This window comes from Kineosporia sp. NBRC 101677 (genome assembly GCF_030269265.1).
GTDB classification, from domain to species: domain Bacteria; phylum Actinomycetota; class Actinomycetes; order Actinomycetales; family Kineosporiaceae; genus Kineosporia; species Kineosporia rhizophila.
In genome coordinates, this window is record NZ_BSTA01000001.1 from 999,146 (window position 1) to 1,024,049 (window position 24,904).

Consider the following 24,904-nt stretch of genomic DNA (forward strand, 5'->3'; position numbering starts at 1 on the left):
CCGCGAGATGTCGCCGCGGACAACAGCACGTCTGAGGAACGCTGCTGAAACTACCGGACGGGGGCGACACATCGGGCATCCGTACCCGGGGACGCGCGGAGGGGCTCCGATCGGGCCCGATCAGGCAACGGGCCGCTACCGATCAGTCACAAAACGGCTCCACGAAACAAGATCCACTCTCGTCCCTCTGTGAGCTTCTGGTTAAGACGTTCACCACCGCGTGACGGGTGTGCCCCCGCACTCCTACGCTGCGCCCCAGACCAACCCCCAGACCAAATCTGAAGAGGAGCCCTGACCAGGATGGCCATCGGCTGGAAGCTGCACGGTGACGGCAAGACGCTGGCACCGGGCGAAGTCGTCGCACCGCACGAGCGGCTCAGCTGGGACCGCACGATCGGGCTGGGCGCCCAGCACGTGGTGGCGATGTTCGGCGCCACCTTCGTCTTCCCGGTGCTGATGGGCCTGAACCCCCAGCTGGCGATCATGATGAGCGGGATCGCGACGATCCTGTTCCTGCTGATCGTCAACAACAAGGTGCCCTCGTACCTGGGCACCAGCGCCTCGTTCGTGGGCGGCGTGGCGGCGATCCGGGCCCAGGGCGGTGACTCCTCCGACGTCACCGGCGCGATCCTGGTGGCCGGCCTGGTGCTGGTGGCGGTGGGCGTGCTGATCCACTTCGCCGGCTCGCACATCGTCAACCGGGTCCTGCCCCCGGCCGTCACCGGCGCCGTGGTGATGCTGATCGGCTTCAACCTGGCCCCGGTGGTCGCGGACACCTACTGGCCGCAGGACCAGTGGGTGGCGCTGCTGGTGATGCTGTTCGTGATCGTGCTCAGCGTGGCCGTCGGCGGTTTCGTCGGCCGGATCGCGATCTTCCTGGGCCTGGTCTTCGGCTATGTCCTGTCGTGGATCTTCGACCAGGTCTTCGGGCGGATCACCGCCTTCAACGCGGGCACCGGCGAGGTGGACACGCACTGGCGGGTGGTCTGGGACAGCGTCGAGAGCGCGGCCTGGATCGGCTTCCCGGACAAGACCGTGATCGGCCCGGACGGCCTGGAGATCGCCGGCTGGCACACCCCCACCTTCTCCGGCACCTTCATCCTGCTCGTCCTGCCCGCGGTGATCGCCCTGGTGGCCGAGAACGCCGGCCACGTGAAGGCCGTGGAGGAGATGACCAGCACCGACCTCGACCCGTACATGGGCCGGGCGATCGCCGGCGACGGCGTGGGCACGGTCCTGGCCAGCGCCGTCGGCGGCTCCCCGACCACCACCTACGCCGAGAACATCGGCGTGATGGCGGCGACCCGGGTCTACTCCACCGCCGCCTACTACGTGGCCGCGATCGTGGCCGTCCTGTTCGGCCTGTGCCCCAAGTTCGGCGCCCTGGTGGCAGCCACCCCCGGCGGCGTGCTGGGCGGCATCACCGTGGTGCTCTACGGCATGATCGGCCTGCTCGGCGCCAAGATCTGGATCGAGAACCGGATCGACTTCGGCAACCCGGTCAACCTGGTGCCGCTGGCCGCCGGCATCGTGATCGCGATCGGTGACACCAGCCTGCAGATCACCGACGACTTCTCGCTCTCCGGCATCTCGCTGGGCACGATCGTCTGCGTGCTCGGCTGGCATCTGGCCCGCACGGTCGCTCCGGCCAACCTCAAGGAGCGCCTGCAGGCCGAGCGAGCCGCCCGCGACTGAGCTCAGCGCCCCGGCGTTCGCAGCCGGAAGCGCAAGGTGGTGCCCGGAGCCGCCTGGGCCGCCCGATCGAGGGCGGCCCGGGTCACCACCCCGATCACCGGATAGCCGCCGGTGACCGGATGATCGTTGAGGAACAGCACCGGCAGTCCGTTACCCGGAACCTGCACACTGCCGGTAGCCGTTCCCTCAGAAGCCAGTTCGCCCGGGCGAAGCCGTTCCAGCGGCGGCCCCTGCAGCCGCAGGCCCACCCGGTTGCTGGTCGGCGAGACCGTCCAGGCAGTGCGGGTGAGCGTGTTCAGGGCGGCTTCGGTGAACCAGTCGTCGCGCGGGCCGGGCACCAGGTCGAGTACCGGTTCATTGAGGACGCCCGTGGGCCCCACGAATTCGATGTCCGGTATCGCGGTGGTCGGCCCGACGGGCAACTCGTCGCCGACGGCGAGCGCCGACGGCCCCAACCCACTGAGGACGTCGGTGGACCTACTACCGAGCACCTCGGTGACTTCCAGCCCACCGGAGAAGGCGACGTAAGAACGCAACCCGGCCGTCACCGTGCCGATTTCGAGAACCTGACCAGGCAGCAACCGCACCGACGCATCAAAGGCGGCGGGACGTCCATTGATTGAAATCGGCGCCGGAGCACCGGTCACGGCGAACCAAACCGGCGCAACCCCGTCCCAAATCAGTCGTGGTCCGCGCATTGTCGTCTCAAGAACCGCTGCCCCGGAAGCATTCCCGACCAGACGATTGGCCAGGCGGTACGAAGCCCGGTCGAGGGCGCCCGAACCCGGCACGCCGAGATGGGCGTGACCCGGGCGCCCCCCGTCTTGGATCGTGGTGAACAGACCAGGCTCGAGCACCCGCAGAACCATCAGTCCACCGCCCGGAATCGCACGGCCATGCCCGGACGGATCAGTGCCGGCGGATCCTGCACCAGATCCCAAAGCCGTTGCTGCGTAGCGCCGATCAGCCGCCACCCACCCGGGCTGCGCTGCGGGTAGACCGCGGTGAACTGATCGGCCAGAGCCACCGAACCATTCGGCACCACAGCCCGCGGTTCGCTGCGCCGGGGCACCTTCAGCTGTTCCGGAACACCGGTGAGATAGACGAATCCGGGGGCGAATCCGCTGAACGCAGCCCGGAACTCAGTGCCCGCATGGAGTTCGACCACCTGCTGCTCGTCGAGCCCGGTCAACGACGCCACCTCGGCCAGATCCGGCCCGTCGTACCGCACGTCGATCACGACCGCACCGCCGAGACCGACTTGTTCGGCCCCGCCAGATCCGGCCTCAGCCATCAACGCCTCGAACAAAGCCTGCTTCATCGGCTCGTCCAGCACCACCAGCACGGTGGACAGCCCCGGCACCACCTCGGCGAGCCCGGCGCCCCGCTCCTGGGCAAGAGCCCGCACCCGCTCGGCGATCTGTGCCGGATCGCCCTGGGGCAACTCCACCAGATATCCGCACTCGCCCGCCGGGCGGACAACCGCTCCTCGTCCTGCCATGACAACAGTGTCCAGAACAAGGAGCCCAGATGACAGAAATTCGGCGTCTGTGAACAACAGGTCAATGTTTGTGCCTGATGCCCAGATCTGTCCCCCGGATCCCTGGCCCGGCCGCACAGCCTCTGGATAGTTTTCCCACATGAAGTCCCTCACCAAGCGCACAGGCGGGATCACTGCGGCGATCGCCGCGGGCACGGTCGCCGCCCTGTTCGCCCTTCCCGCTGCACCCGCCCAGGCCGCTGACGCCGCCGACCAGGTCACCCCGGTGGCCGAGAAGAAGAAGCCGAAGACCGTCGACCTGCAGATCCTCGGCTTCAACGACTTCCACGGCCACCTGGAGTCGGACAGCCCGGGCACCGTGCTGACCAAGAAGGGCGAGGTCGAGGCCGGGGGCGCGGAGTACCTCTCGACCAAGCTGGCCTCGCTGCGCAAGGGTGAGAAGAACAGCCTGACCCTGGCCACCGGCGACCAGATCGGTGGCTCGCCGTTCCTGTCCGGCCTGTTCAAGGACGAGCCGAGCATCGACGCGCTGAACCGGATGAAGGTCGACGCCGCGGTGGTGGGCAACCACGAGTTCGACGAGGGCATCCCCGAACTGCTGCGCATGCAGTACGGCGGCAACCACCCCACCGAGGGCGCCTTCGACAAGGACGGCTACTCCGGCGCGAACTTCAAGATGCTCGCCGGCAACGTCAAGTACAAGAAGAACGCCAAGGTCACCAAGCCCAAGAACGCCAAGAAGTACGGCAGCTGGTTCTCCAGCTCCACCGGTAAGACGGTGCTGCCGCCCACCACGGTCAAGGTCGTGAACGGCGTCAAGGTCGGCATCATCGGCGTGGTCACCTCGGACACCCCGCAGCTGGTCGCCCAGGCCGGGATCAAGGACGTGACCTTCACCGACGAGGTCAAGGCGGCCAACCTGGCGGCCAAGGACCTGCGCAAGCGCGGGGTGAAGTCGATCATCGCCCTGGTGCACGAGGGCGGTCTGGCCCCCGAGGGCGCCACCTTCGACTACAAGTGCAACAACGGTTCCGGCGCCAACCTGACCGGCCCGATCGTGGACATCGCCAAGAAGCTCAGCCCGAGCATCGACGTGATCCTCAGCGGCCACACGCACAACTCCTACGTGTGCGACATCAAGGACCCGGCCGGGAACAGCCGGCTGGTGACCAGCGACCTGTCGTACGGCAAGACGGTCACCGAGATCAACCTGAAGCTGGACAAGAAGACCGGCGACGTGGTCCGGTCCTCGGTCAAGGCGAAGAACGTGGTGGTCGGCCACCAGCAGAAGAAGGCCGCCGACCAGACCAAGATCATTGCCAAGTGGCAGAAGCTGGCCGGCCCGATCGCCAACGAGGTCGTCGGTGACATCACCGCCGACATCAAGCGCAGCGAGAACCGCGACTCCGAGTCCAGCCTCGGTGACCTGATCGCCGACGCCCAGCTCGCCGCCACCAAGGCCGCGGCCGACGGCGGTGCCCAGATGGCGTTCATGAACCCCGGTGGCGTGCGCGCCGACCTCACGTTCGCCGGCTCGGCCGCCGGTGAGGGCAACGGCAAGGTCACCTACGGCGAGTCGTTCACCGTGCAGCCCTTCGGCAACCTGCTGGTGTCGCTGGACCTGACCGGCAAGCAGATCGACACGCTGCTCGAGCAGCAGTGGTCCAAGCAGACCGACGGCACCACCAAGTTCCTGCACCTGGGCGTGTCCGAGGGCTTCAGCTACAGCTGGTCCCGCTCGGCCGCGATCGGCAGCAAGGTGGACGCGAGCACGATCAAGCTGAACGGCGAGACGATCGTGCCGGGCACCACCTACCGGGTCACGGTGAACTCGTTCCTGGCCGACGGCGGTGACGGCTTCGCCGTTCTGCCCGAGGGCAAGAACCGGGCCGGCGGTGGCGAGGACCTCGAGGCGTTCAACGCCTACCTGAAGGCGAACTCCCCGGTCACCGGCCCGACCCCGAACCGGGTCACGGCGCTCGACTGATCCAGAACCGAACCACGCGGACGTCTGTGGTCACCTTCGCCGGTGACCACAGGCTGGGGGTCCCCCGGCCCTCTAGGGCTGGGGGACCGCAGTTCTGTTTGAAGACGTTTGCCACCTCACCTCGGTTCGGCAGGCGGGTCACCACTGCCCAGCGCACGCTGGAAATAGGCCACGGAGAGCCACTTCCCGTGCTTGAAGCCGACGTTCTCGTGCAGCCCCACCTGGCGGAAGCCCATCGCCTTGTGCAGCCGGTCGCTTGCCTCGTTCGGCACCGAGACCAGCGCCATGGCCTGCCGGTACCCCCGGTCCTCGAGCCGCTGCAGCAGCTCTTCGTACAGCGCCCGGCCGCCGCCCTTACCCCTGCGCTCCTGGTCCAGGTAGACGCTGACCTCGCACGACCAGCGATAGGCCGCCCGGACGCCGAGCCGGTTGCCGTACGCGTACCCGACCACCCGGCCCGAGTCGTCCTCCAGCACCAGCCACGCGTGCCCCTGCTGCGCCGAGGCCATACGGGTGGCCATCTCGTCCGGGGTAGGGGGCTCTTCCTCGAAGCTGATCGTGGTCTCACGGACATAGGGCGCGTAGATCGCAGCGCAGGCGGCCGCATCCTCAGGGGTTGCCGGGCGAATCAGGTGCTCGTGCTTCATGCTCGTAGATTGTGTCCGACCACGGATGCAGACGATCGGAGCCGACCGTGAGCACCACCCAACGCCGCCGTGCGCTCCCCCTGGCCCTCTCGGTCGCCCTGGCCCTGGGTCTGGCCGGTTGCTCCGCCGAACCCACGGCCGGCATCGCCCCCACCGTGGCCCAGCCGGTTGCGGGGCAGACCAGCCTGCTCACCGTGGAGCAGGCCCTGGCCCTGCAGAACGGCAGCAGCGAGAGCGTGCGCGGCTACGTGGTGGGCCAGCCCACGGCCGCCGACTCGGTGCTGCCCAGCGGCTTCACCGGCGACACCGCCCTGGCCCTGGCCGACTCGGCGACCGAGACAGACCCCGGGGCCATGCTCTACGTCCAGCTCAGCAGCGCCTACCGCAGCGAGTTCGGGCTACAGAGCAACCCCGATCTGCTCGGCACCCAGCTCGACGTGACCGGCACCCTCACGGCGTATTTCGCGCACGGCGGCCTGAAGTCGCCCACCGCACTCAACCCCGCCGGCGCCGCCGGTACCGCTACCCCCACGAGCCCGCCACCCCCGTCCTCAAGTTCTACTCCTGGCGACCTGGGCGACTACTACGCCGCAGCAGAAGGCAAGACCGGCAACGACCTGCGCGAGGCCCTGCACCAGATCATCTCCACCGACGCCCGCGCGCTCTCCTACGACGCGGTCTGGGACGCACTCAAGGTCACCGACGAAGACCCGAAGAACTCCGGCAACGTGGTTCTGCTGTACAGCGGCACCAGCCGGTCGAAGAGCCTGAACGGCGGCGACCCGGACGACTGGAACCGCGAGCACGTCTGGGCCAAGTCCCACGGCGACTTCGGCACCGCCACCGGCCCGGGAACCGACCTGCACCACCTGCGCCCGGAAGATGTCACGGTCAACGCCGACCGCAGCAACAAGGACTTCGACGACGGCGGTGGCGAGTCCGGTGAGGCCCCGGGCAACTTCACCGACGCCGACTCCTGGGAACCGCGCGACGCGGTGAAGGGCGACGTGGCCCGGATGATCTTCTACATGGCGGTCCGCTACGACGGCGGCGACGGGTTCGCCGACCTCACCCTCGACGAGGCCACCACCGGCGGGAAGGCCCCGCGCTTCGGCAAACTCTCCACCCTGCTGCAGTGGCACGTCGAGGATCCGCCGGACAGCTTCGAGCGGCGTCGCAACGACCTGATCGACGAGCGGTTCCAGCACAACCGCAATCCGTTCATCGACCACCCGGAGTGGACCGCGGAAGTCTTTGCCTGAGAGCAGATCGCGGTTCCCGGCGGTGATCCCGGGCTAGCCTGCCGATGTGGCCCAGACATTTACGACATCCGGCGGCGTCGACATCAGCTACTCCGAGAGCGGACCGGCCGATGGGCCGGTGCTGGTCCTGCTGCATGCCCTGGGCGGCAGCGAGGCCGACTGGCAGCCGATCCGGCCGGCCTTCGAGGAGGCCGGGTACCGGGTGGTGGGCGTGACCCTGCGCGGGCACTCGCCGAGTGCCTGGCCGGGCGACTACAGCTACCAGAGCATGTTCGCCGACGTGGTCGAGCTGCTCGATGCGCGGCACCTGCGCAGGGTCGCCCTGCTCGGGCACTCGCTCGGCGGCATGGTGGCCTTCCGGATCGCGGTCGACCGGCCCGACCTGGTCGCCCGGCTGATCATCGAGGACGTGGCGCCGGGAGACCCGACGCCGCCGCGCGAACTGCCCGAACGCCCGGCCGAAGAGCTGCCTCTCGACTGGGAGATGGTCGTGGCCATGCGCCCGCAGATCGACGCGGGGGCGCTGGAGCTGCGCGAACGGCTCAGCCAGGTGTCCGCGCCGACCCTGATCGTCGGCGGGGGCGAGACCAGCACGGTGCCGCAGGCCTGGCTGCGCGAGGCCGCCGCCCGGATCCCCGAGTCGGAGCTGGTCACGCTGGGCGGTGGGCACTACGTCCACGACCAGGAGCCGCAGAAGTTCACCGCGACGGTGCTGGACTGGCTGGGCCGCCACCCGGCCGAGCTTTTTTGACAGCCTCAAAACAACCCCGCATAGTGAGGGCATGACGACGGATCCGGCCGTGCTCCTGCGGGGCGCCGGCCTACGCAGCACCGCACCGCGCCGGGCCGTTCTGCAGGCCCTGCTCACCCGGCCGCACTCGACCGCGACCGACCTGTCCCAGGCGGTCGGCGGTCAGCTGTCCAGCCAGACCATCTACAACGCGCTCGACGACCTGACCGGCTCCGGCCTGGTCCGCCGGATCGAGCCGGCCGGGTCACCCACCCGCTACGAGACCCGGGTCGGCGACAACCACCACCACGTGGTCTGCCGCTCCTGCGGCGCGGTCGCCGACGTGGACTGCGCGGTCGGCCTGGCGCCCTGCCTGACTCCGGGCGCCGCCCCCGGCTTCGCCCGGATCGACGAGGCCGAGCTGACCTGGTGGGGCACCTGCACCGACTGCGCCCTCAAGCAGCGATGACTCCGGCGGCCCGGCCGACCTCGCGGAACGCCTCGGCCAGCTGAGGCAGCTGCACGTTGGCGTTGAGGCCGCTGGGGTTGGGCAGCACCCACACCTGCGCCTCATGCATCGGTTCGGGCTGCCGCCCGACCTTTGCCTTAGGTAGCGCAAAAGCCGTGCGGTAGGCCGTGATCCCGAGAAAAGCAACTACTTGAGGACGCTTGCGAGCCACGAGCGCTCTCAGCTGGACAGCGCCTTCGAGGAGTTCGTCGGGTGTGAGTTCGTCGGCCCGCGCGGTGGCCCGGTGGGCCAGGTTGCTGATGCCCAGACCGCGGTCGTACAGATGCTGCAGGTCTTCGGGCGTGTAGCCGGAAGACGCGTCGATCAGCCGGTCGGTGAGCCCCGAGCGGTACAGCGCTGGGTAGAACCGATTGCCCCGCCGGGCGAAGTGCGCCTGCACGGCGGCCGTCCACAGGCCCGGATTGATGCCCACGAAGAGCAGCTTCAGGTCGGGGGCGAGCAGATCGGGAACCCGGGCGTCGCGGAACGCCTGCAGTTGCTCCCGGGTGAACCTGGCTCGTCCCGGATCTGCCACCCGGGCAGTTTACGAGGCTAGCTCGGCTCAGGCGCTCTTGAGGTAGCCCGCGGCCCGGGCCTCGGCCACCTTCTGCTCGGCCGCCTCCAGGGCACCTTCGCCGAGCTCCTGGGCGGACCCGACGAACTCGCCGTCGCCCGTCGGCTTCACGTCGTCGTCGACCACGTCGCCGACCACGCAGGTCACGTTGTCCGGGGCGCCGGCCTTGAGCGCCAGCGCGATCAGCTTGTCGATCGCCTTGCCTGCGTGCTTGTTCCCGGCCAGCGCCTTCTGGATCGCCTCGGCGGGCACGTAGTCGCTCAGGCCGTCGCTGCACAGCAGGTAGCGGTCGCCGGGCACCGCCTCGTGCACCGACACCTCGGCCGTGCCGCCGTCGTCGCCACCGCGCAGCACCCGCAGCAGCACGCTGCGCTGGGGGTGCTGGGGGATCAGCTTCGGATCCAGCCAGCCCTTGTCGGCCAGCATCTGCACGTAGGTGTCGTCGTGGGTGAGCTGGTACATCTCCCGGCCACGCAGCAGGTAGGCCCGGGAGTCGCCGACGTTGGTCAGGGCGATCGTGTCGTGGTGGATCAGCATCGCGGTGAGCGTGGTGCCCATCCCGGACAGGCTCGGGTTGTTCTCGATCGCCCGGGCCAGGCGCTGGTCGGCGAACTCGACCGCACCGACGATGTCCCGCTCCGGGCCGAACAGCGAGAGGTGGTCGTCGAGGTAGGCGACCGTGCGGGCGACGATGGCGCTGGCCACCTCGCCGAAGTCGTGCCCGCCCATGCCGTCGGCGACGAGGAACAACCGGCGTCCGATGAAACCGGAGTCCTCGTTGTTGGTACGGCGCAAACCGGGGTGCGTCTTGACGCACGCACGAATCCGCAGCGCCATTGCGCCTCCGCTCACTCTGCGATCTTGCCGACGAAGATTACTGTTCAACTCCTTTTTGGGCTAGAGCTCAGAAGCGGGTGAAAACTATCAAAGGGTGACAACCCGCGACACCGGAGAGCGCACTTCGTGCTCGGCATCCTGCACTTTGGCTACGCGGCACCCGGATTTGGCTACTCAGAGTCAGGTTAACGACAGCTGACGGGCATCCGCCCGGTGCCCGCCGGTCGATGTTCGCCCGCGAGTTACCATCGGGTCGTCGCCAGAAGCGACCGTCCTCCAGCACCGGGCGCAGACGCGCGAGTGGGTGACCCCGGCCCTTCTCCCGCGCGTCCACCGACGACATCCGGTCGCCGCCGCCGGCCCCCGCCCAGGCCGCCGCGCGACCAGCAGACGCAGGAAAGAAGACTTTCACGATGAAACAGCTTCGGTCGGCCACCTCGACCACGGGTCGCAACATGGCCGGAGCCCGGGCGCTCTGGCGAGCGACCGGGATGACCGACGACGACTTCGGCAAGCCGATCGTGGCCATCGCCAACTCGTTCACCGAGTTCGTGCCCGGCCACGTGCACCTGCGCAACGTGGGCCAGATCGTGGCGGAGTCGATCGAGCAGGCCGGCGCGGTCTCCAAGGAGTTCAACACCATCGCGGTGGACGACGGCATCGCGATGGGGCACGGCGGCATGCTCTACTCGCTGCCCAGCCGCGAGCTGATCGCCGACGCGGTCGAGTACATGGTGAACGCGCACTGCGCCGACGCCCTGGTCTGCATCTCCAACTGCGACAAGATCACCCCGGGCATGCTGCTGGCCGCCCTGCGGCTCAACATCCCCACCGTGTTCGTCTCCGGCGGGCCGATGGAGGCGGGCAAGACCACCGCGATCGAGGGCATCGTCCACTCCAAGCTCGACCTGGTCGACGCCATGGTCGCGGCCGCCGACGCGCGGATCAGCGACGAGCAGCTCGACGTGATCGAGCGCTCGGCCTGCCCCACCTGCGGCTCCTGCTCGGGCATGTTCACCGCCAACTCGATGAACTGCCTGACCGAGGCGATGGGCCTGTCGCTGCCCGGCAACGGCTCCACCCTGGCCACCCACGAGGCCCGCCGCCAGCTGTTCAAGGACGCCGGCACCACGATCGTCGACCTGGCCCGGCGCCACTACGGCCAGGACGACGACTCCGTGCTGCCGCGCACCGTGGCCAGCCGCTCGGCCTTCGAGAACGCGGTCGCCCTGGACGTGGCCATGGGTGGCTCCACCAACACCGTGCTGCACCTGCTGGCCGCCGCCCGCGAGGCCGAGCTGGACTTCACCGTCTCGGACATCGACGCGATCTCGCGCAAGGTGCCCTGCCTGTCGAAGGTCGCCCCGAACTCGCCGAAGTTCCACATGGAAGACGTGCACCGGGCCGGCGGCATCCCCGCCATCCTCGGCGAGCTGAACCGCGGCGGGCTGCTCAACACCGACGTGAAGCCGGTGCACAGCGACGGTCTGCAGGCCTGGCTCGACGAGTGGGACATCCGCGGCGGCTCCCCCTCGCAGCGGGCGCTGGAGCTGTTCAAGGCCGCCCCCGGCGGGGTGCGTACGGTCGAGCCGTTCTCCACCCAGAACGAGTGGAGCTCGCTCGACACCGACGCGGCCGAGGGCTGCATCCGCGACGTCGAGCACGCCTACACCGTCGACGGCGGCCTGGCCATCCTCTTCGGCAACCTCGCCCCCGACGGCTGCGTGGTCAAGACCGCCGGTGTGCCCGAGGCGGTCTGGAAGTTCACCGGTCAGGCCATCGTGTTCGAGAGCCAGGAGGCCGCGGTCGACGGCATCCTGGGCAAGAAGGTCACCGAGGGCCACGTCGTGGTGATCCGCTACGAGGGCCCCAAGGGCGGCCCGGGCATGCAGGAGATGCTCTACCCCACGTCGTTCCTGAAGGGCCGCGGCCTGGGCCAGAAGTGCGCCCTGATCACCGACGGCCGCTTCTCCGGCGGCACCAGCGGCCTGTCCATCGGCCACGTCTCGCCCGAGGCGGCCGGCGGCGGCCTGATCGCCCTGGTCGAGGACGGCGACCCGATCTCCATCGACATCCCCAACCGCCAGATCTCGCTCGACGTCGACGAACTCGTGCTCGACCAGCGCCGCGCCACCCAGGAGAAGCGGGACAAGCCCTACACCCCGCTCGACCGCCAGCGCCCGGTCTCGGCCGCCCTGCGCGCCTACGCCTCGATGGCCACCGCAGCCTCGGACGGCGCCTACCGCCGCGTGCCGGAGTAAGTTCGGGTAGACCATTGGGCCCGTCGATCGTCGTCTGATCGGCGGGCCCTTCGGGTCTGCGACGACTCACTCATTCCAGAAGCGTGCCCCGATGACTCGACTCCAGATCACGCTGATCCCACCGTGCTCTGCCTCGCGATCAGCCGGTGCCCGGCCCGTAGGTCCACCCCGGGCACCGGCTCGGTGCTGTTGATCCGCATCACCAGGCGTTCCACTGCCAGCCGGGCGATCTCGGTCTTGTCGGGGGCGATGGTGCTCACCGAGGGCAGGGCGTAGCGGCCGTCCTCGATGTCGTCGTAGCCGATCACCGCCACGTCTTCCGGCACCCGGAAACCCCTGCTCACCAAGGTGTGGATGGCCCCGAGGGCGACCAGGTCGCTGTAGCAGAACACGGCGTCGGGCGGATCAGCCCGGTCCAGAAGGGTTTCCATGGCGGTGGCGCCGTCGACCCGGTTGAAGCGCGGGGTCCCGATGATGAGCGAATCGTCCACAGGCAGGCCGGCCGCTACGTGGGCGGCGCGAAAACCCTTGGTGCGACGCTGAGCTGCCTCGCCGGTGGGGTAGGGCTGGTCGCCGATCGCGGCGATCCGGCGGCGGCCCAGGCCGATCAGGTGCTGCACGGCCTCGGTGGAGGCGGCGACGTCGTCGATGCCGACATGGTCGAAATTGGCCTCCGACGTGCGTTCTCCGAGCACCACCAGGGGCAGCGCCGGGTCGCGGCCGGAGAGGTCCTGCTGGGACAGGCCGAGCGGGCTGTAGATCATGCCGTCGAAGAACGAGCGGTGCGAGGGCCGCCCGATCAGCTCCCCCTCATGTTCCCGGTCACCGTCGGACTGGTCGATCAGCACGTTGTAGCCCTGACGCCGGGCCACCGGAATGATCGCCTGCAGCAGCTCGGCGAAGTACGGGGTGTCCAGATAGGGCACCACCACCACGATCTGCCCGGAGCGGCCGGTGGCCAGATGCCGGGCCAGCACGTTCGGCCGGTAGCCGAGCTGGGCGATCGCCAGCTCGACCTTCTCCCGGGTGCCCTGGGCGACCTTGGCGTAGCCGTTCACCACGTTGGAGACCGTGCGCGGCGACACGCCGGCCAGGTCGGCTACGTCACGCAGCGTTGCGTCTCTCATGGGTACCCCTCAGTCCAGCGCGAGCCAGACCACCCAGCGGGGCTCGCACCGCCCATCGTATTTCGGTCGGATCCCCTCTTGTCACCCCGGAGAATCACTGGGCATACTCCTTTGCAGCGCTGCAATCGGATTCAGACCCGCATATAGCTCCTCTGGCTACTGCCGACGACCGGCAGAGCCGTACTGCCCCCCGTGCGTCACCATGCGTAGTCCCGATTGCAGCCCGACATGTCATGACCAAAGGAGGCATCGACATGCGCTTGCGCAAATCCACGGTCCTGGTCACCGGGCTGGTCGCCACGATCGCCCTGGCCGCCTGCGGTGGCGGCGGAGACGACGGCGGCAGCGGTGGAGGTGGCGGCGGGACGGCCGCCGAGCCCACCAACTGCACCAACAAGATCCTGCAGCCGGACGCCAAGAAGGTCCTGGTCTGGGCCTGGTACCCGAACATGGCCAAGGTCGTCGACAACTTCAACAAGGCCAACACCGACATCCAGGTCTGCTGGACCAACGCCGGTCAGGGCCAGCCGCAGTACGCGAAGTTCCAGACCGCGATCTCGGCCAAGAAGGGCGCCCCCGACGTCATCATGCTCGAGACCGAGCAGCTGGTCGGGTTCGAGATCCAGGACGCGCTGGTCGATCTCGCCCCGTTCGGCGCCGACAAGGTGAAGGGCAACTTCAGCGAGGGGGCCTGGAAGGACGTCTCGCAGGGTGACGCGGTCTACGCCATCCCGGTCGACGGCGGCCCGATGGCGATGATCTACCGCAAGGACATCTTCGAGAAGTACGGCATCGACAAGATCCCCACCACCTGGGACGAGTACGCCGAGGCGGCGCAGAAGATGAAGGACGCCGGCGGCCCGGCGTTCGGCGACTTCGGCAGCAACGTGCCCTCGGCGGTGACCGCGCTGATGATCCAGAAGGGCGCCCAGCCCTTCCAGTACGACCTCGCCGACAAGCAGAACATCACGATCAAGCTGGACGACCAGGCGACCAAGGACGTCCTCAACTACTGGGGCGACCTGGTGGCCAAGGGGCTGGTCGGCAAGGAGGACCAGTTCAACACCGACTACATCACCGGGATGGTGGGCGGGAAGTACGCCACCTACGTCTCGGCCGCCTGGGCGCCGGGCTACCTGACCGGTCAGGGTGTGGGCAAGGGCAAGGACAGCGGTGAGTTCGCGGTCGCCCCGCTGCCGCAGTGGGACCCGGCCAACCCGGTGTCGGTGAACTGGGGCGGTTCCACCTTCGCGGTGACCAGCCAGTCGAGCGACAAGGAGGCCGCCGCCAAGGTGGCCATGGAGCTGTACGCCGACGAGGCCTCGCTGGAGGACGGCTGGAAGACCCAGACCATCTTCCCGCTGAACCAGAACGTGCTGAAGTCGGACGAGTTCGTCAATGCCGAGGTCGAGTTCTTCGACGGCCAGACGGCCAACAAGGACATCTACGTCCCGGCCGAGAACGCCTACCAGGGCGCGGTGTACAGCCCGTTCACGGTCTACTACTACGCCCAGCTGCAGGCCCAGATCGCCAAGATCAACGCCGGGCAGGTCACCGGTGACCAGGCCGCGACCGACCTGCACAACCAGATCGTGCAGTACGCCAAGGGCCAAGGCTTCACTGTGAAATGACCGATCTCGAGACCACCGAACGGGCGGTGGAACCCCCGAAGGCCAGGCCCGCCAAGGCGTTACGGAAGAACAAGCGTGAACAGATCGGCTGGTTCTTCGTCCTGCCGTTCCTGATCGTCTTCCTGGCCTTCTTGGTCGCTCCCCTGCTCTACGCCGGCTACCTCAGCCTCTACACCAAGGGCCTGGCCACCGGCACCACGTTCGCCGGGTTCGACAACTACACCCGCGCGTTCGGCGACCCCTCGTTCCGCAAGGGGCTCTGGTTCGTCCTCAGGTTCTCGCTGGTGGTGATCCCGCTCCAGATCGTCGTGGCCCTGGCGGCCGCGCTGCTGCTGGACGAGATCACCGGCCGGCTGGCCAGTTTCAGCCGGTTGATGATCTTCCTGCCGTACGCCATCCCGGCCGTGATCGGCGCCCTGATGTGGGGCTTCCTCTACAGCCCCAGTTTCGGGCCGATCGAGCAGGTGGCCTCGTTGTTCAACGTGCAGGCACCGTTCCTGCTCAGTCAGGGCAACGTGTTCTACGGCCTGCTCAACGTGGTCACCTGGCAGTGGTCCGGCTACTACATGATCATCATCTACGCCGCCCTGAAGGGCATCGACCACACGCTGTTCGAGGCGGCCCGGATCGACGGCGCCAACGGAAGGCAGATCGCCCTGCGGATCAAGGTGCCCCTGGTCGCCTCGGCCCTGGTCGTGATCCTGATCTTCTCGCTGATCGGCACCCTGCAGTTCTTCGCCGAGCCGCAGATCCTGCGCAACATCGCCAACGGCTCGATCACCCCGGACTTCACGCCGAACATCTACGCCTACGAGACCGCCTTCAGCTACGCCCAGTTCAACTACGCCTCGGCCATCTCGTTCGCGCTCGGCTTCGTGGTCTTCCTGGCGGTGGGCATCTTCATGTTCGCCACCCGCAAGCGAGGAGGCCTGTTCACGTGAGACCTCGTCACATCGGTGTGAAGCTGGCCCTGCTGGCCCTGGTCTGCTACTTCCTGCTGCCGGTCTGGTGGCTGGTGGTGGCCAGCACCAAGAGCGGGGAGGGCCTGTTCTCCGGATCCGGGCCGCTCTGGTTCGAGGGGTTCCACCTGTTCGACAACCTCGAGGCCCTGTTCACCTTCAACAACGGCGAGTACCTGCGCTGGCTGGGCAACTCGGTGCTGTACGCCGGGCTCGGCGGGATCGGCTGCACCGTCGTCTCGGTGCTCGCCGGCTACGGCTTCTCCATGTACCGCTTCACCGGTCGCACAGCGCTCTTCGCGGCCGTCCTGGGGTCGGTCATGGTGCCGCTGACCGCCCTGGTCATCCCCACGTTCGTGATGTTCTCGAACGCCGGCCTGACCGACACGATCTGGGCGGTGATCCTGCCCTCCCTGCTCAGCCCGTTCGCGGTCTACCTGATGCGGGTCTACGCGGGCGGCTCGATCCCCACCGAACTGATCGACGCGGCCCGCATCGACGGGGCCGGTGAGCTGCGCATCTTCTGGCAGGTCGCGCTCCCGCTGATGCGGCCGGGGGTGATCACCGTGCTGCTGCTGTCGGTGGTCTCCACCTGGAACAACTACTTCCTCCCGCTGATCATGCTCTCCACTTCCAAGCTGTACCCGCTTCCGGTGGGCATCGGCCTGTGGTCGCAACTGGCCACTTCCAACAACAACAGCGGGCAGTCGCTCTGGACCCTGGTCATTGTCGGCTCGCTGGTCTCGGTGGTTCCGCTGGTCATCGCCTTCCTGACCCTGCAGCGGTACTGGCAGGGCGGCCTGACCGTCGGCAGCCTCAAGTAGCTCGAAGGAGAGACCCTTGCTCAACGCGTCATTCCGGCTCGATCCCGCATTCACCGTCGCCCCGGTGTCGCGCCGCATCTTCGGCTCGTTCGTCGAGCACATGGGGCGCTGCGTGTACACCGGCATCTACGAGCCGGACCACCCCACCGCCGACGCCGACGGCTTCCGTCAGGACGTCCTGGCCCTGACCCGGGAGATGGGCGTCTCCCTGGTGCGTTACCCCGGCGGCAACTTCGTCTCGGGCTATCGCTGGGAAGACGGCATCGGCCCGCGGGAGCAGCGCCCGGTGCGTCGCGACCTGGCCTGGCACAGCCTGGAGACCAATGAGTTCGGCCTGGACGAGTTCATGCGGTGGGCGGGCAAGGCCGGGGTCGAGGTGATGTACGCGCTGAACCTCGGCACCCGCGGGGTGCAGGAAGCGCTGGACGTGCACGAGTACCTGAACCAGCCCGACCGCACGCACCTCGCGGAACTGCGCCGCAGCAACGGGGTGGACAAGCCCTACGGGGTGAAGCTGTTCTGCCTGGGTAACGAGCTCGACGGCCCCTGGCAGACCGGGCACAAGACGGCTCGGGAGTACGGGCGACTGGCGGTCGAGACCGCGCGGGCGCTGCGTACCGCCGAACCAGACCTGCAGCTGGTGGCCGTCGGCAGCTCCAGCTCTTCCATGCCCACCTTCGCCACCTGGGAGTCGGAGGTCCTCGAGGAGACCTACGACGCGGTGGACTACATCTCCGCCCACGCGTACTACGAACCCCTGAACGGGGACGTCGCGAGCTTCCTGGCCTCGGGCGTGGACATGGACCACTTCATCGACAGCGTGGTCGCCACCGCCGACAGCGTGGGCGCCCGGCTGAAGAGCAAGAAGAAGATCATGGTGTCCTTCGACGAGTGGAACGTCTGGCGTCAGTCCGACTTCCAGTCCGGGGTCACCGCGGTCGACTCGAGCGAGTGGCCGATCGCCCCCCGGGTGATCGAGGACCAGTACGACGTCACCGATGCGGTGGTGGTGGGCAGTCTGCTGATCTCGCTGCTGCGGCACAGCGACCGCGTCACCGCCGCGTGCCAGGCACAGCTGGTGAACGTGATCGCGCCGATCCGCAGCGAGGCCGGCGGTCCGGCCTGGCGGCAGACCATCTTCCACCCGTTCGCGATCACCTCCCGGCTGGCCCGGGGCCAGGTGCTGCGGGTCGAGCCGCAGGGCCCGGTGCAGGAGACCGAGCGCTTCGGTGAGGTGCCGGTGGTGGACGCGGTGGCGACCCACGACCCGGAGACCGGGGAGGTCAGCGTGTTCCTGGTGAACCGGCACCTGAGCGAGCCGGTCACCCTGGCCGTGCCGCTGGCCGGCTTCGAACTGGGGACGTTCGCGGTCACCGAGGCGTGGACCCTCACCGACTCCGACCTCTCGGCCACGAACACGGCCGAGGAGCCGGACCGGGTGGTTCCGGTGGCCAATTCCGGGGTCACGGTGGCGGACGGGGTGCTCCGGCTGGAGCTGCCGCCGGTGTCCTGGAGCGCAATCCGGCTCACCGCGCAATAGTTCGAAAGAGCAACAGACAGGCGCGACTTCCGATTTGCGGTGTGAGCTGGGTCGCCTCGGGCCCGAAATCCGGAACTTTTGTGTGTCCGGACACCGTTGGTGTTCTGGCTGGGTGGCACGCTACGCCTTTTCCGGCCAGACCTGACCCCCTGGGGCCAGCCGGATCACCCGGACCACCCCGCAACTCGGAAGGCCTGTGCCGTATGGATGTCTCCACCACGACCTGGTTGATCACCACCGTGGTCCTGGTCGCCGTGCTCGCGCTCGACGTCTTCGTCATCGGGCGCAACGTGCACGAACCCTCGATGAAGGAGGCCGGCGCCTTCGTCGCCACCTTCGTGGCCCTGGCCATCGTGTTCGGCCTGGGCGTGTGGGCCACGTCGGGCTCGCGTTACGCCGGTGAGTTCTTCGCCGGCTGGCTGACCGAGTACAGCCTGTCGATCGACAACCTGTTCATCTTCCTGATCATCATGTCGAAGCTGGCGGTGCCCCGGCACCTGCAGCAGTACGCCCTGACGATCGGCATCATCCTGGCGCTGATCTTCCGGGCGATCTTCATCGCCCTCGGCGCCGCCGCGATCGAGCAGTTCGCCTGGGTCTTCTTCATCTTCGGCGCGTTCCTCATCTACACCGCGATCAACCTGGTGAGGGAGTACCGCAAGCACGACGACGATGACGAGATGGTCGACAACGCGCTGATGCGCCTGGTCAAGCGCCGTTTCCCGTCGACCGACGAGTACCACGGCCGCTCGCTGACCATCACCCAGGCCGGCAAGCGCCTGATCACGCCGATGTTCTTCGTGATCGTCGCGCTGGGCAGCACCGACCTGCTGTTCGCGCTCGACTCGATCCCGGCCATCTACGGCCTCACCGAGGAGCCGTACCTGGTCTTCACCGCGAACGTCTTCGCGCTGATGGGGCTGCGCCAACTGTACTTCCTGATCGGCGGCCTGCTGCAGCGACTGATCTACCTGTCGCTGGGCCTGTCGTTCATCCTGGCCTTCATCGGTGTGAAACTCGTGCTGCACGCCATGCACGAGTACCACTGGGCCGACTGGGCCCCGTTCGGCGGCGAGATCCCGATCTGGCTGTCTCTCACCGTCATCATCGGCACCCTGGTCGTCACCACGGTGGCCAGCCTGGTGGTGTCGAGCCGGATGAAGCCCGACGAGGCCGAAGAGACCTCGGTGGACAACGCCGACCGGCGGGCTGTCTGACGCTGACCAGCTTGCCCCAGGCAACCTGAACCCAGCCTGAAGCGAAGTCCGGCAACAAAACCAAGGTGCCCACGAACGTCCTTCAATTGAGGACGTTCGTGGGCACCTGGTCTTTTGCGCCGGCTGACCGCGTGGTCGCGGATCAGCTCATCGGCATCACGCGGGCGATCTTGATCTGCGAGCTCGTGCTGCCCGCAGCGGGGTAGGCGACGCTGCCGTCCTTGTACTCCTTGAAGGCGGCGTAGTCGTGGTCCTTCACGCCCAGCGTCAGGGTCGAGCCGATCGTGGCACCGGTGGAACGGTTGAGGATCTTGACCTTGGTCTTGGCGCCGGAGCCCCAGCTCAGCACCATCCGGTTCTTGCCGTACTTGACCAGGTGCGGGTGCTGGCTGGACACGCCGGGGGCCACCGTCTTGTTGGCCGAGCCGGTGGTGAAGCGGGACAGCTTGACCGCGTTGCCCTGGCTCCAGGCCGTCCAGTAGCCCCTCTTGGCCAGCACCAGGTCGCCGCCGAACAGCGTGCCGTCACACTTGCCGGCCGCGACGGTGCGGTAGGGGTTCGGCTGGGCGATCCGGCACTCGTTGTCGGTCGCGCAGGTCATCACGAACTTCTTCTTGGCCGGGTCGTAGGCGATCCGCGACGTCCAGGCGTGGCTGCAACCGAAGTCGAAGCTCTTGCCCTTGACGATGTTGCCCTTGCTGTTGACCACCTGCATCCGGTCGCCCTGGTGGATGTCCACGCAGTTGCCGTTCTTCACGGTGATCGCGGTGCCGAAGTAGGCCGCGTAGTTCTTGCCGTCGTAGGCGAGCCGACCGTGGTGCTGGTACCACCAGACGAAGCGGGCGCCGTCGTCGTAGCCCTTACGCGAGCTGGTCAGGTTGGTGACCTGCTGGTCCCAGACCAGCTTGCCGCTGTTGTCGAACCGGATCATGTGCATGGTGTTGCAGGGGCTGGAGGTGCCGCCGCACAGCGGGCCGGTGCCGCACTGGCCCTTCTTGGTGATCAGCAGAACGCCGCCCTTGGCGTCGGCGGCGACATCCTGCAGGTCGATGCCGGTGAAGGCGGTGGGCTTGCCGACCAGCTTGTCGTTGCAGCCGAGCTTGCCCAGGTAGACCTTCTCGTCGGTGCCCATCCAGGCCAGCCACGACTGGCCGTTGGGGGCCGCGGCGACGGCCATCGGCAGGACCTCGGTGTCGCCCTCGGAGCCGTAGCCCCGGACCTTCTTGGGCAGCTTGACGTTGGTGACCTTGGTCTTCGCGGTCTTGGAGGCGGTGCGTGAGCACTTGGCCGCGGCCGTGGAGACGGTGGTCGAGCTCTCGGTGCTCTCGACGACCTTCGCCTCCTTGACCTTCTCGGAGGTGGCGGTGGCCGGCTTCTCGCTCTTGGCGGTCGCGCTGCCGGCGCCGTCGGCGCTGGCGGCGCTGGTGGCACTGCCTGCACCGTCGGCTGCGGCGGCGTTGCTGGAGGTGGCTGCGGTGGTGTCGGCCGGCTGACCCGAGGCCGACTGCAGCGCGACGCTGGTGCCGGCCACCGCCAGCACCACGGCACTGAGGCTCACGGTCCAGAGCCGCCAGGACGTGGCCTTCCGGCCGCCGCCCGTCGTGGAGGGAGTACGCATGGCGGCATGATCTTGGAGGCAGCATTAAGCGCGGCTAGACCCTCGCCTAAATCGGGCATCAGGCCCAATCCCGGCGAGGGTCTTTCCGTAATCGACTGGTGACGGTGCGGTTTGACTGATGACGCGGCCCGGCCGGATCAGAAAATCTTCCAGCCCGGGTCAGAGGATCTCGTAGACCGGGTCGCCCTCGTAGACGGTCCAGCGCAGCGGCGGGTCCAGGTCGAGGTTGCCCTCCCGCAGGAACTTACGCTGCTGCGTATCCACCCGCCCGGTCTCGGAGTGTGCCTCCTCGGTCAGCATCGCCGCCTTGCGGGCATCGAGAAACGCATCGAGATAGACGGTTTCATCGCCGCCCTGAGACGGCGGAGTGGCATTACGAAGAGCCGTCGCCCGGATACCGCCGAAGCTCACCGGATCCTCGCCCGGACCGTGCATGACCATCGCGTCGTAGTAGGCGAACTGCCCCAGCGCCCGCAGCCCGTCGGCCTTGGCCTGTTCGACCGCCGGATCGAAGTACGCCCGGTCTCGCTCAGCGTCTTGCGCCTGCTGGAACGCAGCCTTCTCCGCCTCGGCCTCCCAGGCCCTCACGTAGGCCTGCCCCAGCCCCGCGGTCGAATCCGTGCCATCCACCGCCCGCAACGCCGGCAGGAACTTCTCCAGCCCATTGCCCGGATGCTCGTCGGTGTACCGCTCGACCAGTTCCAGCATGTCGTGCGTGCCCGAGGTGAACCCGATGATGCCGCCGGTGAACCCCCGGCCGTCACCGATGTCCTCGATGTACCCGTACTGCGCCCGCCAGTCGAGCGAGGAGTTCTCCGCGCTCGAGACCAGCTGCATCGCAATGTCCTTCTTCTCCGGCGAGTCCAGGTCGGCCGCCTGGGCCGACTCCGCGACCTGGTTGGACTCTGTGGCCTGGTTGGACTCTGTAGCCCGGTTGGACTCTGTGACCTGGGCGGACTCCGTGGCCTGGGCAGGCGAAACCACACTGGTGGCAACACCCGCAGCGAGCGCGGCAGCAACCACACCGCCCACCAGGACTCCGGCCTTTGCTCTCAGGGTGAGCATGCTTGGTCCTTTCCTGCCGTTCCTTCAGGGGTGACGACGGTACTCGCGCTGCTTTAAGACGGCCTGGCGCTACGACCTAAGCCCGGCCTATCGGCCTGCATACCGGTCAGAAGTTGTACGCCCAAATGACTCGCCCGTCTTCAACAAACACGTTGATACGGTCCGCATACGCGTCAAGATGATGGTCGTTGCATTCACCATCCTCTCCAAGAATGCGGAATCTACGCCCCATCGCCCCGCCCCCAGGGGCAGCCTTCCTCGCCTCCCGCACCGTCAGGCCGACCAGCTCCGGTCGGGCCACTACTCTCCCGCCCTGCGTGACCTTCGTTGCCAGCTCGGTGAAGCAGGGCCATGACGTGTCAGCAGCCGAAGCCGGCGATTTCTCCGCCGCCGGTCCGGCAGTGCACTGCGAAAGCCCTTCCATCTGCCACTTGTCACCCACGGCAACCACCGCACCTCTGGCAACCACCCGCGAGTCGCTGAGATACTCGACGACCACTTTCGAATCTGACGCCGCAACCGTCTCAGGCCGCAGTTCCGATCCCCACTCGCGACTGACCGCGCGAGTCAGGAAGCCGATGGCCTCATCAGCCGAAGCCTCCCCACCCCCTGCGGCGTAGTCGCCGATGCTTCCGACCGAGTACCCGGAGAGGCAGTCGGTGACGCCGAGCATCGGCTCCGACAACAATGCAGAGCTGGAGGAAACGGGCCGCGTTGTAGCCACTTCACCGGCGGCCCGATCGGACGCAGAGCATCCACTGCCCGCCATCAGCGCGATCAGGACCAGCGAGATCCCGCAGGAAGCTCGCACACCGGACACCATGAGGACGTCCATCGGAAGGCACACGCCCAACCTTGAGTAACGCCACTAATTTCCGGAACTCGGTCAGCGATGCAGGGCATCAGGCAATCTGACGAAGATCGTCGCCGTAGTCGAAGATGATGCGCATTCGTGCCCCGAGCGCATGTGCGTACCGGCTGAGGGTCGCCACCTCGTTGACATCCAGATCACCGTTCTCGATCTGGCTGACCCGGCCCGGCGTGACGCCCATGAGCTCCGCCACCTGGGCCTGGGTCAGACCGAGGCGTCGACGCTCCTCAGCAAGATGGAAGGCGCTCGCCCAAGCCTCGGTACGAGCCCGCTCCTTCGCCAGGGCATCACTGTCACCATCGTCGAGCTCGGCTCGAATGTCATCCCAGTCGTGAAACTCAGTCATTGGTCAGCCCTTCGCTTTCCCTCAAGCGTCAGCCAGCTCTCGTAGGCCTGCTCAGCGACCGGGATCGCTGCTTGGTACCACCGCGACCAGTCACCCGCCTTGTTCCCCACCGTGAGCAGGATCGCCTGCGACCAAGGGTCGAAGACGAACAGCACCCGAACCGACACGTCGCGCCCAGTCTCGGATGTCGAGTACGCCAGGCTCCTAGCCCCTGGTCTCGTACCTAGACAGAAGCAAACCTCCGGAAAACGTCCGAGTCTCGACCAACTTCAGGTTCACCCAACTGTCCAGAGCCGTGAAGAACGGCTTGCCGCCCCCAACCAGGACCGGCGCCGTGACCAGGATGTATTCGTCGATGAGCCCAGCCCGCATCGCCGACGCGGCGAGCGTGGCGCCGGCAATGTCCATGTCGCCGCCGTCCTCGGCCTTGAGCCGGGCTATCTCGGCAACCGCATCACCGGCGCACAGGCGCGCGTTCCAGGCGACCTCGCTGATCGTCGAAGAGAACACCACCTTCGGCATGGCCCGCCAGCGCTGGGCGTACTCGACGTGGGCCGGGGTGACGCCGGGCTGCTCATCGGCGGTAGGCCAGTGAGAACTCATCCCTTCCCACAGCCTGCGCCCGTACAGCGCCAGACCGGTCGCCCCCACCCGGTCCGACCACCACTGGAACAGCTCGTCGCTCGGGACGCTCCAGCCGAGGTCGTCACCGGGTGCGGCGACGTAGCCGTCCAACGACACGTTCATCGCAAAACTCAGTTTCCCCATGGCGTCAGCCTCCCGTGAGCCGGTCTCAGACGTACAGACCATCCCGGCGCCGAAGAATCATCGTCGTTCATAGGCCCGAGGTTCCTGACTACACATAAGCGGAGCTACGTTCAGTAACCTCAACTACCCAGAGTAGGCGTACCCTTCATAGGTCGCAGGGATGCCTTCAGAGGGGACGGGCGGACGATGATCCGTATCGGCGTTGCGATTGCTGGTCTTTCAGCCATTCTCGGGTCCGCCACCGGCGTCGCGCAGGCTGCTGCGGCAGACCAGGACGCGCCTCCGGCACTGACGCTGAGCGCGAGCTCCGTCTCGGCCAGTCGCACGATCAGAGTGGACGCGGCCCAGCTGCGAGCCAACACAACCTATGAGCTCATCAGTCATCAGACCCGCACCGACCCCTCTTCGACGGACGTGTCGGACTCGGAAAAGGTGACAGTGCTGGCCCGGGTAAAGACTGACAGGACAGGCGAATTCTCGACCCGGCTCGTCGTGCCGCTGACCTGGAAGCACGATCACCTGATCGAGCTGCAGAAAGCCAAAGGGGCCGACCTGGTCGAGCAAGCCCACGGCTGGATCACCGTCACCCCGCCCCGTCCGTCCCTCGCATTGAGCACTGACAGGGTCTACGCCGGCTCTCGAGCCGGGGTCGTCGTCAGCGGGCTACGGGCCCACGCCAGGTACAGGCTGTTCAGCAACAAGACTCGCGCTAATGCGGAGGACCCTGGAATTGGCGGATCGTCCGACGATGGCGTGCTGCGTTCCATTCGCACCGATGCCAACGGCCGCGCGTACGTCACCTTTACGGTGCCTGACCACTGGGCCCACGATCATCTGATCGAGGTCAAGTGGAAGAAGGGCCAGACTGCCAACGCCTGGCTCACCGTCCTACGCTGACACCTCAGACCACGCTCACGCCGCAGCACCCGACTGTTG

Annotated in this window: 24 protein-coding genes; 12 read left to right on the top strand and 12 right to left on the bottom strand. The window is 67.5% G+C overall.

The window, feature by feature from the left end; genetic code table 11:
• Positions 1–300 precede the first annotated feature (300 nt).
• Positions 301–1,695, top strand: coding sequence for a uracil-xanthine permease family protein (locus tag QSK18_RS04575; protein ID WP_285616633.1), 1,395 nt, complete (start codon positions 301–303; stop codon positions 1,693–1,695).
• Positions 1,696–1,697: 2 nt separating this feature from the next.
• On the opposite strand, the gene QSK18_RS04580 is transcribed toward QSK18_RS04575, so the two are convergent.
• Complete coding sequence (locus QSK18_RS04580; RefSeq protein WP_285616634.1) at positions 1,698–2,564, bottom strand: 5-oxoprolinase subunit C family protein; 867 nt, start codon at positions 2,562–2,564, stop codon at positions 1,698–1,700.
• Positions 2,564–3,196 carry a 5-oxoprolinase subunit B family protein gene (locus QSK18_RS04585; protein ID WP_285616635.1) on the bottom strand — a complete coding sequence of 211 codons (633 nt, stop codon included), beginning with the start codon at positions 3,194–3,196 and terminating at the stop codon, positions 2,564–2,566. Before QSK18_RS04585 ends, QSK18_RS04580 begins: the two co-directional genes overlap by 1 nt.
• Before the next feature lie 139 nt (positions 3,197–3,335).
• Between QSK18_RS04585 and QSK18_RS04590 the strand changes: the two genes are divergently transcribed.
• Entirely contained in the window at positions 3,336–5,183 is a 1,848-nt protein-coding gene (locus tag QSK18_RS04590; RefSeq protein WP_285616636.1) for a bifunctional metallophosphatase/5'-nucleotidase, read from the top strand.
• Between the two features lie 116 nt (positions 5,184–5,299).
• Here QSK18_RS04590 and QSK18_RS04595 read toward each other — a convergent pair whose 3' ends face one another.
• Positions 5,300–5,830, bottom strand: a complete 531-nt coding sequence (locus QSK18_RS04595; protein WP_285616637.1) for a GNAT family N-acetyltransferase — start codon at positions 5,828–5,830, stop codon at positions 5,300–5,302.
• Positions 5,831–5,877: 47 nt separating this feature from the next.
• Here QSK18_RS04595 and QSK18_RS04600 point away from each other — a divergent pair, with 47 nt between their 5' ends.
• From QSK18_RS04600 to QSK18_RS04610, 3 genes are read left to right on the top strand one after another with little or no spacing between them, the layout of a single operon-like run.
• A complete protein-coding gene (locus QSK18_RS04600) occupies positions 5,878–7,092 on the top strand; it encodes an endonuclease (RefSeq protein ID WP_232808660.1) in 1,215 nt (404 codons plus the stop codon).
• A 46-nt stretch (positions 7,093–7,138) separates the two neighbouring features.
• The gene (locus tag QSK18_RS04605; protein WP_285616638.1) at positions 7,139–7,843 is read left to right on the top strand and encodes an alpha/beta fold hydrolase; all 705 of its coding nucleotides are present in this window, start codon (positions 7,139–7,141) and stop codon (positions 7,841–7,843) included.
• A 31-nt stretch (positions 7,844–7,874) separates the two neighbouring features.
• The gene (locus QSK18_RS04610) at positions 7,875–8,291 is read left to right on the top strand and encodes a Fur family transcriptional regulator (RefSeq protein WP_285616639.1); all 417 of its coding nucleotides are present in this window, start codon (positions 7,875–7,877) and stop codon (positions 8,289–8,291) included.
• Here QSK18_RS04610 and QSK18_RS04615 read toward each other — a convergent pair.
• Complete coding sequence (locus QSK18_RS04615) at positions 8,278–8,865, bottom strand: mismatch-specific DNA-glycosylase (RefSeq protein WP_285616640.1); 588 nt, start codon at positions 8,863–8,865, stop codon at positions 8,278–8,280. The genes QSK18_RS04610 and QSK18_RS04615 overlap by 14 nt on opposite strands.
• A 27-nt stretch (positions 8,866–8,892) precedes the next feature.
• Positions 8,893–9,699 (bottom strand): PP2C family protein-serine/threonine phosphatase, encoded by an 807-nt coding sequence (locus tag QSK18_RS04620; protein WP_285616641.1) that lies wholly within the window; start codon positions 9,697–9,699, stop codon positions 8,893–8,895.
• Between the two features lie 455 nt (positions 9,700–10,154).
• Between QSK18_RS04620 and ilvD the strand changes: the two genes are divergently transcribed.
• The gene (ilvD, locus tag QSK18_RS04625; RefSeq protein ID WP_232808665.1) at positions 10,155–12,002 is read left to right on the top strand and encodes a dihydroxy-acid dehydratase; all 1,848 of its coding nucleotides are present in this window, start codon (positions 10,155–10,157) and stop codon (positions 12,000–12,002) included.
• 107 nt (positions 12,003–12,109) lie between these two features.
• On the opposite strand, the gene QSK18_RS04630 is transcribed toward ilvD, so the two are convergent.
• The gene (locus tag QSK18_RS04630; RefSeq protein WP_232808667.1) at positions 12,110–13,129 is read right to left on the bottom strand and encodes a LacI family DNA-binding transcriptional regulator; all 1,020 of its coding nucleotides are present in this window, start codon (positions 13,127–13,129) and stop codon (positions 12,110–12,112) included.
• Between the two features lie 254 nt (positions 13,130–13,383).
• Here QSK18_RS04630 and QSK18_RS04635 point away from each other — a divergent pair, with 254 nt between their 5' ends.
• The 5 genes from QSK18_RS04635 (at position 13,384) to QSK18_RS04655 (ending at position 19,300) form a co-directional block, all read left to right on the top strand.
• On the top strand, positions 13,384–14,760 hold the full coding sequence (locus tag QSK18_RS04635; RefSeq protein ID WP_232808668.1) for an extracellular solute-binding protein: 1,377 nt from the start codon (positions 13,384–13,386) through the stop codon (positions 14,758–14,760).
• Positions 14,757–15,701, top strand: a complete 945-nt coding sequence (locus QSK18_RS04640; protein ID WP_232808669.1) for a carbohydrate ABC transporter permease — start codon at positions 14,757–14,759, stop codon at positions 15,699–15,701. The genes QSK18_RS04635 and QSK18_RS04640 overlap by 4 nt, the downstream gene beginning before the upstream one ends.
• Complete coding sequence (locus QSK18_RS04645) at positions 15,698–16,543, top strand: carbohydrate ABC transporter permease (RefSeq protein WP_285616650.1); 846 nt, start codon at positions 15,698–15,700, stop codon at positions 16,541–16,543. Before QSK18_RS04640 ends, QSK18_RS04645 begins: the two co-directional genes overlap by 4 nt.
• Before the next feature lie 16 nt (positions 16,544–16,559).
• Positions 16,560–18,083, top strand: coding sequence for an arabinosylfuranosidase ArfA (gene arfA / locus QSK18_RS04650; RefSeq protein WP_232808671.1), 1,524 nt, complete (start codon positions 16,560–16,562; stop codon positions 18,081–18,083).
• 203 nt (positions 18,084–18,286) lie between these two features.
• Positions 18,287–19,300 (top strand): TerC family protein, encoded by a 1,014-nt coding sequence (locus tag QSK18_RS04655; protein ID WP_232808672.1) that lies wholly within the window; start codon positions 18,287–18,289, stop codon positions 19,298–19,300.
• A gap of 142 nt (positions 19,301–19,442) precedes the next feature.
• Here the strand turns inward: QSK18_RS04655 and QSK18_RS04660 are convergent, their stop codons facing one another.
• The 6 genes from QSK18_RS04660 to QSK18_RS04680 all read right to left on the bottom strand — a co-directional run bounded on the left by QSK18_RS04660 (position 19,443) and on the right by QSK18_RS04680 (position 23,968).
• Entirely contained in the window at positions 19,443–20,918 is a 1,476-nt protein-coding gene (locus tag QSK18_RS04660) for a hypothetical protein (RefSeq protein ID WP_285616652.1), read from the bottom strand.
• 159 nt (positions 20,919–21,077) lie between these two features.
• Positions 21,078–21,983, bottom strand: a complete 906-nt coding sequence (locus QSK18_RS04665) for a chitosanase (protein ID WP_285616654.1) — start codon at positions 21,981–21,983, stop codon at positions 21,078–21,080.
• Positions 21,984–22,089: 106 nt separating this feature from the next.
• On the bottom strand, positions 22,090–22,818 hold the full coding sequence (locus QSK18_RS04670; protein ID WP_285616655.1) for a hypothetical protein: 729 nt from the start codon (positions 22,816–22,818) through the stop codon (positions 22,090–22,092).
• 67 nt (positions 22,819–22,885) lie between these two features.
• Positions 22,886–23,200 carry a transcriptional regulator gene (locus QSK18_RS04675; protein ID WP_232808675.1) on the bottom strand — a complete coding sequence of 105 codons (315 nt, stop codon included), beginning with the start codon at positions 23,198–23,200 and terminating at the stop codon, positions 22,886–22,888.
• Positions 23,197–23,367, bottom strand: a complete 171-nt coding sequence (locus QSK18_RS35840; RefSeq protein ID WP_352396434.1) for a type II toxin-antitoxin system RelE/ParE family toxin — start codon at positions 23,365–23,367, stop codon at positions 23,197–23,199. The genes QSK18_RS04675 and QSK18_RS35840 overlap by 4 nt, the downstream gene beginning before the upstream one ends.
• 37 nt (positions 23,368–23,404) lie before the next feature.
• The gene (locus QSK18_RS04680; protein ID WP_285616657.1) at positions 23,405–23,968 is read right to left on the bottom strand and encodes a dihydrofolate reductase family protein; all 564 of its coding nucleotides are present in this window, start codon (positions 23,966–23,968) and stop codon (positions 23,405–23,407) included.
• Between the two features lie 186 nt (positions 23,969–24,154).
• Here QSK18_RS04680 and QSK18_RS04685 point away from each other — a divergent pair, with 186 nt between their 5' ends.
• Positions 24,155–24,865, top strand: coding sequence for a hypothetical protein (locus QSK18_RS04685; protein WP_232808678.1), 711 nt, complete (start codon positions 24,155–24,157; stop codon positions 24,863–24,865).
• Positions 24,866–24,904 lie beyond the last annotated feature (39 nt).

Bases quoted from the DNA above. Each gene is read 5' to 3' on its own strand.
- QSK18_RS04595 (WP_285616637.1), bottom strand. From the start codon at position 5,830: ATGAAGCACGAGCACCTGATTCGCCCGGCAACCCCTGAGGATGCGGCC.
- QSK18_RS04640 (WP_232808669.1), top strand. From the start codon at position 14,757: ATGACCGATCTCGAGACCACCGAACGGGCGGTGGAACCCCCGAAGGCC.
- QSK18_RS04585 (WP_285616635.1), bottom strand. From the start codon at position 3,196: ATGGCAGGACGAGGAGCGGTTGTCCGCCCGGCGGGCGAGTGCGGATAT.
- QSK18_RS04575 (WP_285616633.1), top strand. From the start codon at position 301: ATGGCCATCGGCTGGAAGCTGCACGGTGACGGCAAGACGCTGGCACCG.
- QSK18_RS04675 (WP_232808675.1), bottom strand. From the start codon at position 23,200: ATGACTGAGTTTCACGACTGGGATGACATTCGAGCCGAGCTCGACGAT.
- QSK18_RS04590 (WP_285616636.1), top strand. From the start codon at position 3,336: ATGAAGTCCCTCACCAAGCGCACAGGCGGGATCACTGCGGCGATCGCC.
- QSK18_RS04665 (WP_285616654.1), bottom strand. From the start codon at position 21,983: ATGCTCACCCTGAGAGCAAAGGCCGGAGTCCTGGTGGGCGGTGTGGTT.
- ilvD (WP_232808665.1), top strand. From the start codon at position 10,155: ATGAAACAGCTTCGGTCGGCCACCTCGACCACGGGTCGCAACATGGCC.
- QSK18_RS04630 (WP_232808667.1), bottom strand. From the start codon at position 13,129: ATGAGAGACGCAACGCTGCGTGACGTAGCCGACCTGGCCGGCGTGTCG.
- QSK18_RS04655 (WP_232808672.1), top strand. From the start codon at position 18,287: ATGGATGTCTCCACCACGACCTGGTTGATCACCACCGTGGTCCTGGTC.
- QSK18_RS04685 (WP_232808678.1), top strand. From the start codon at position 24,155: ATGATCCGTATCGGCGTTGCGATTGCTGGTCTTTCAGCCATTCTCGGG.
- QSK18_RS04680 (WP_285616657.1), bottom strand. From the start codon at position 23,968: ATGGGGAAACTGAGTTTTGCGATGAACGTGTCGTTGGACGGCTACGTC.
- QSK18_RS04660 (WP_285616652.1), bottom strand. From the start codon at position 20,918: ATGCGTACTCCCTCCACGACGGGCGGCGGCCGGAAGGCCACGTCCTGG.
- QSK18_RS04670 (WP_285616655.1), bottom strand. From the start codon at position 22,818: ATGGACGTCCTCATGGTGTCCGGTGTGCGAGCTTCCTGCGGGATCTCG.
- QSK18_RS04610 (WP_285616639.1), top strand. From the start codon at position 7,875: ATGACGACGGATCCGGCCGTGCTCCTGCGGGGCGCCGGCCTACGCAGC.
- QSK18_RS04635 (WP_232808668.1), top strand. From the start codon at position 13,384: ATGCGCTTGCGCAAATCCACGGTCCTGGTCACCGGGCTGGTCGCCACG.
- QSK18_RS04580 (WP_285616634.1), bottom strand. From the start codon at position 2,564: ATGGTTCTGCGGGTGCTCGAGCCTGGTCTGTTCACCACGATCCAAGAC.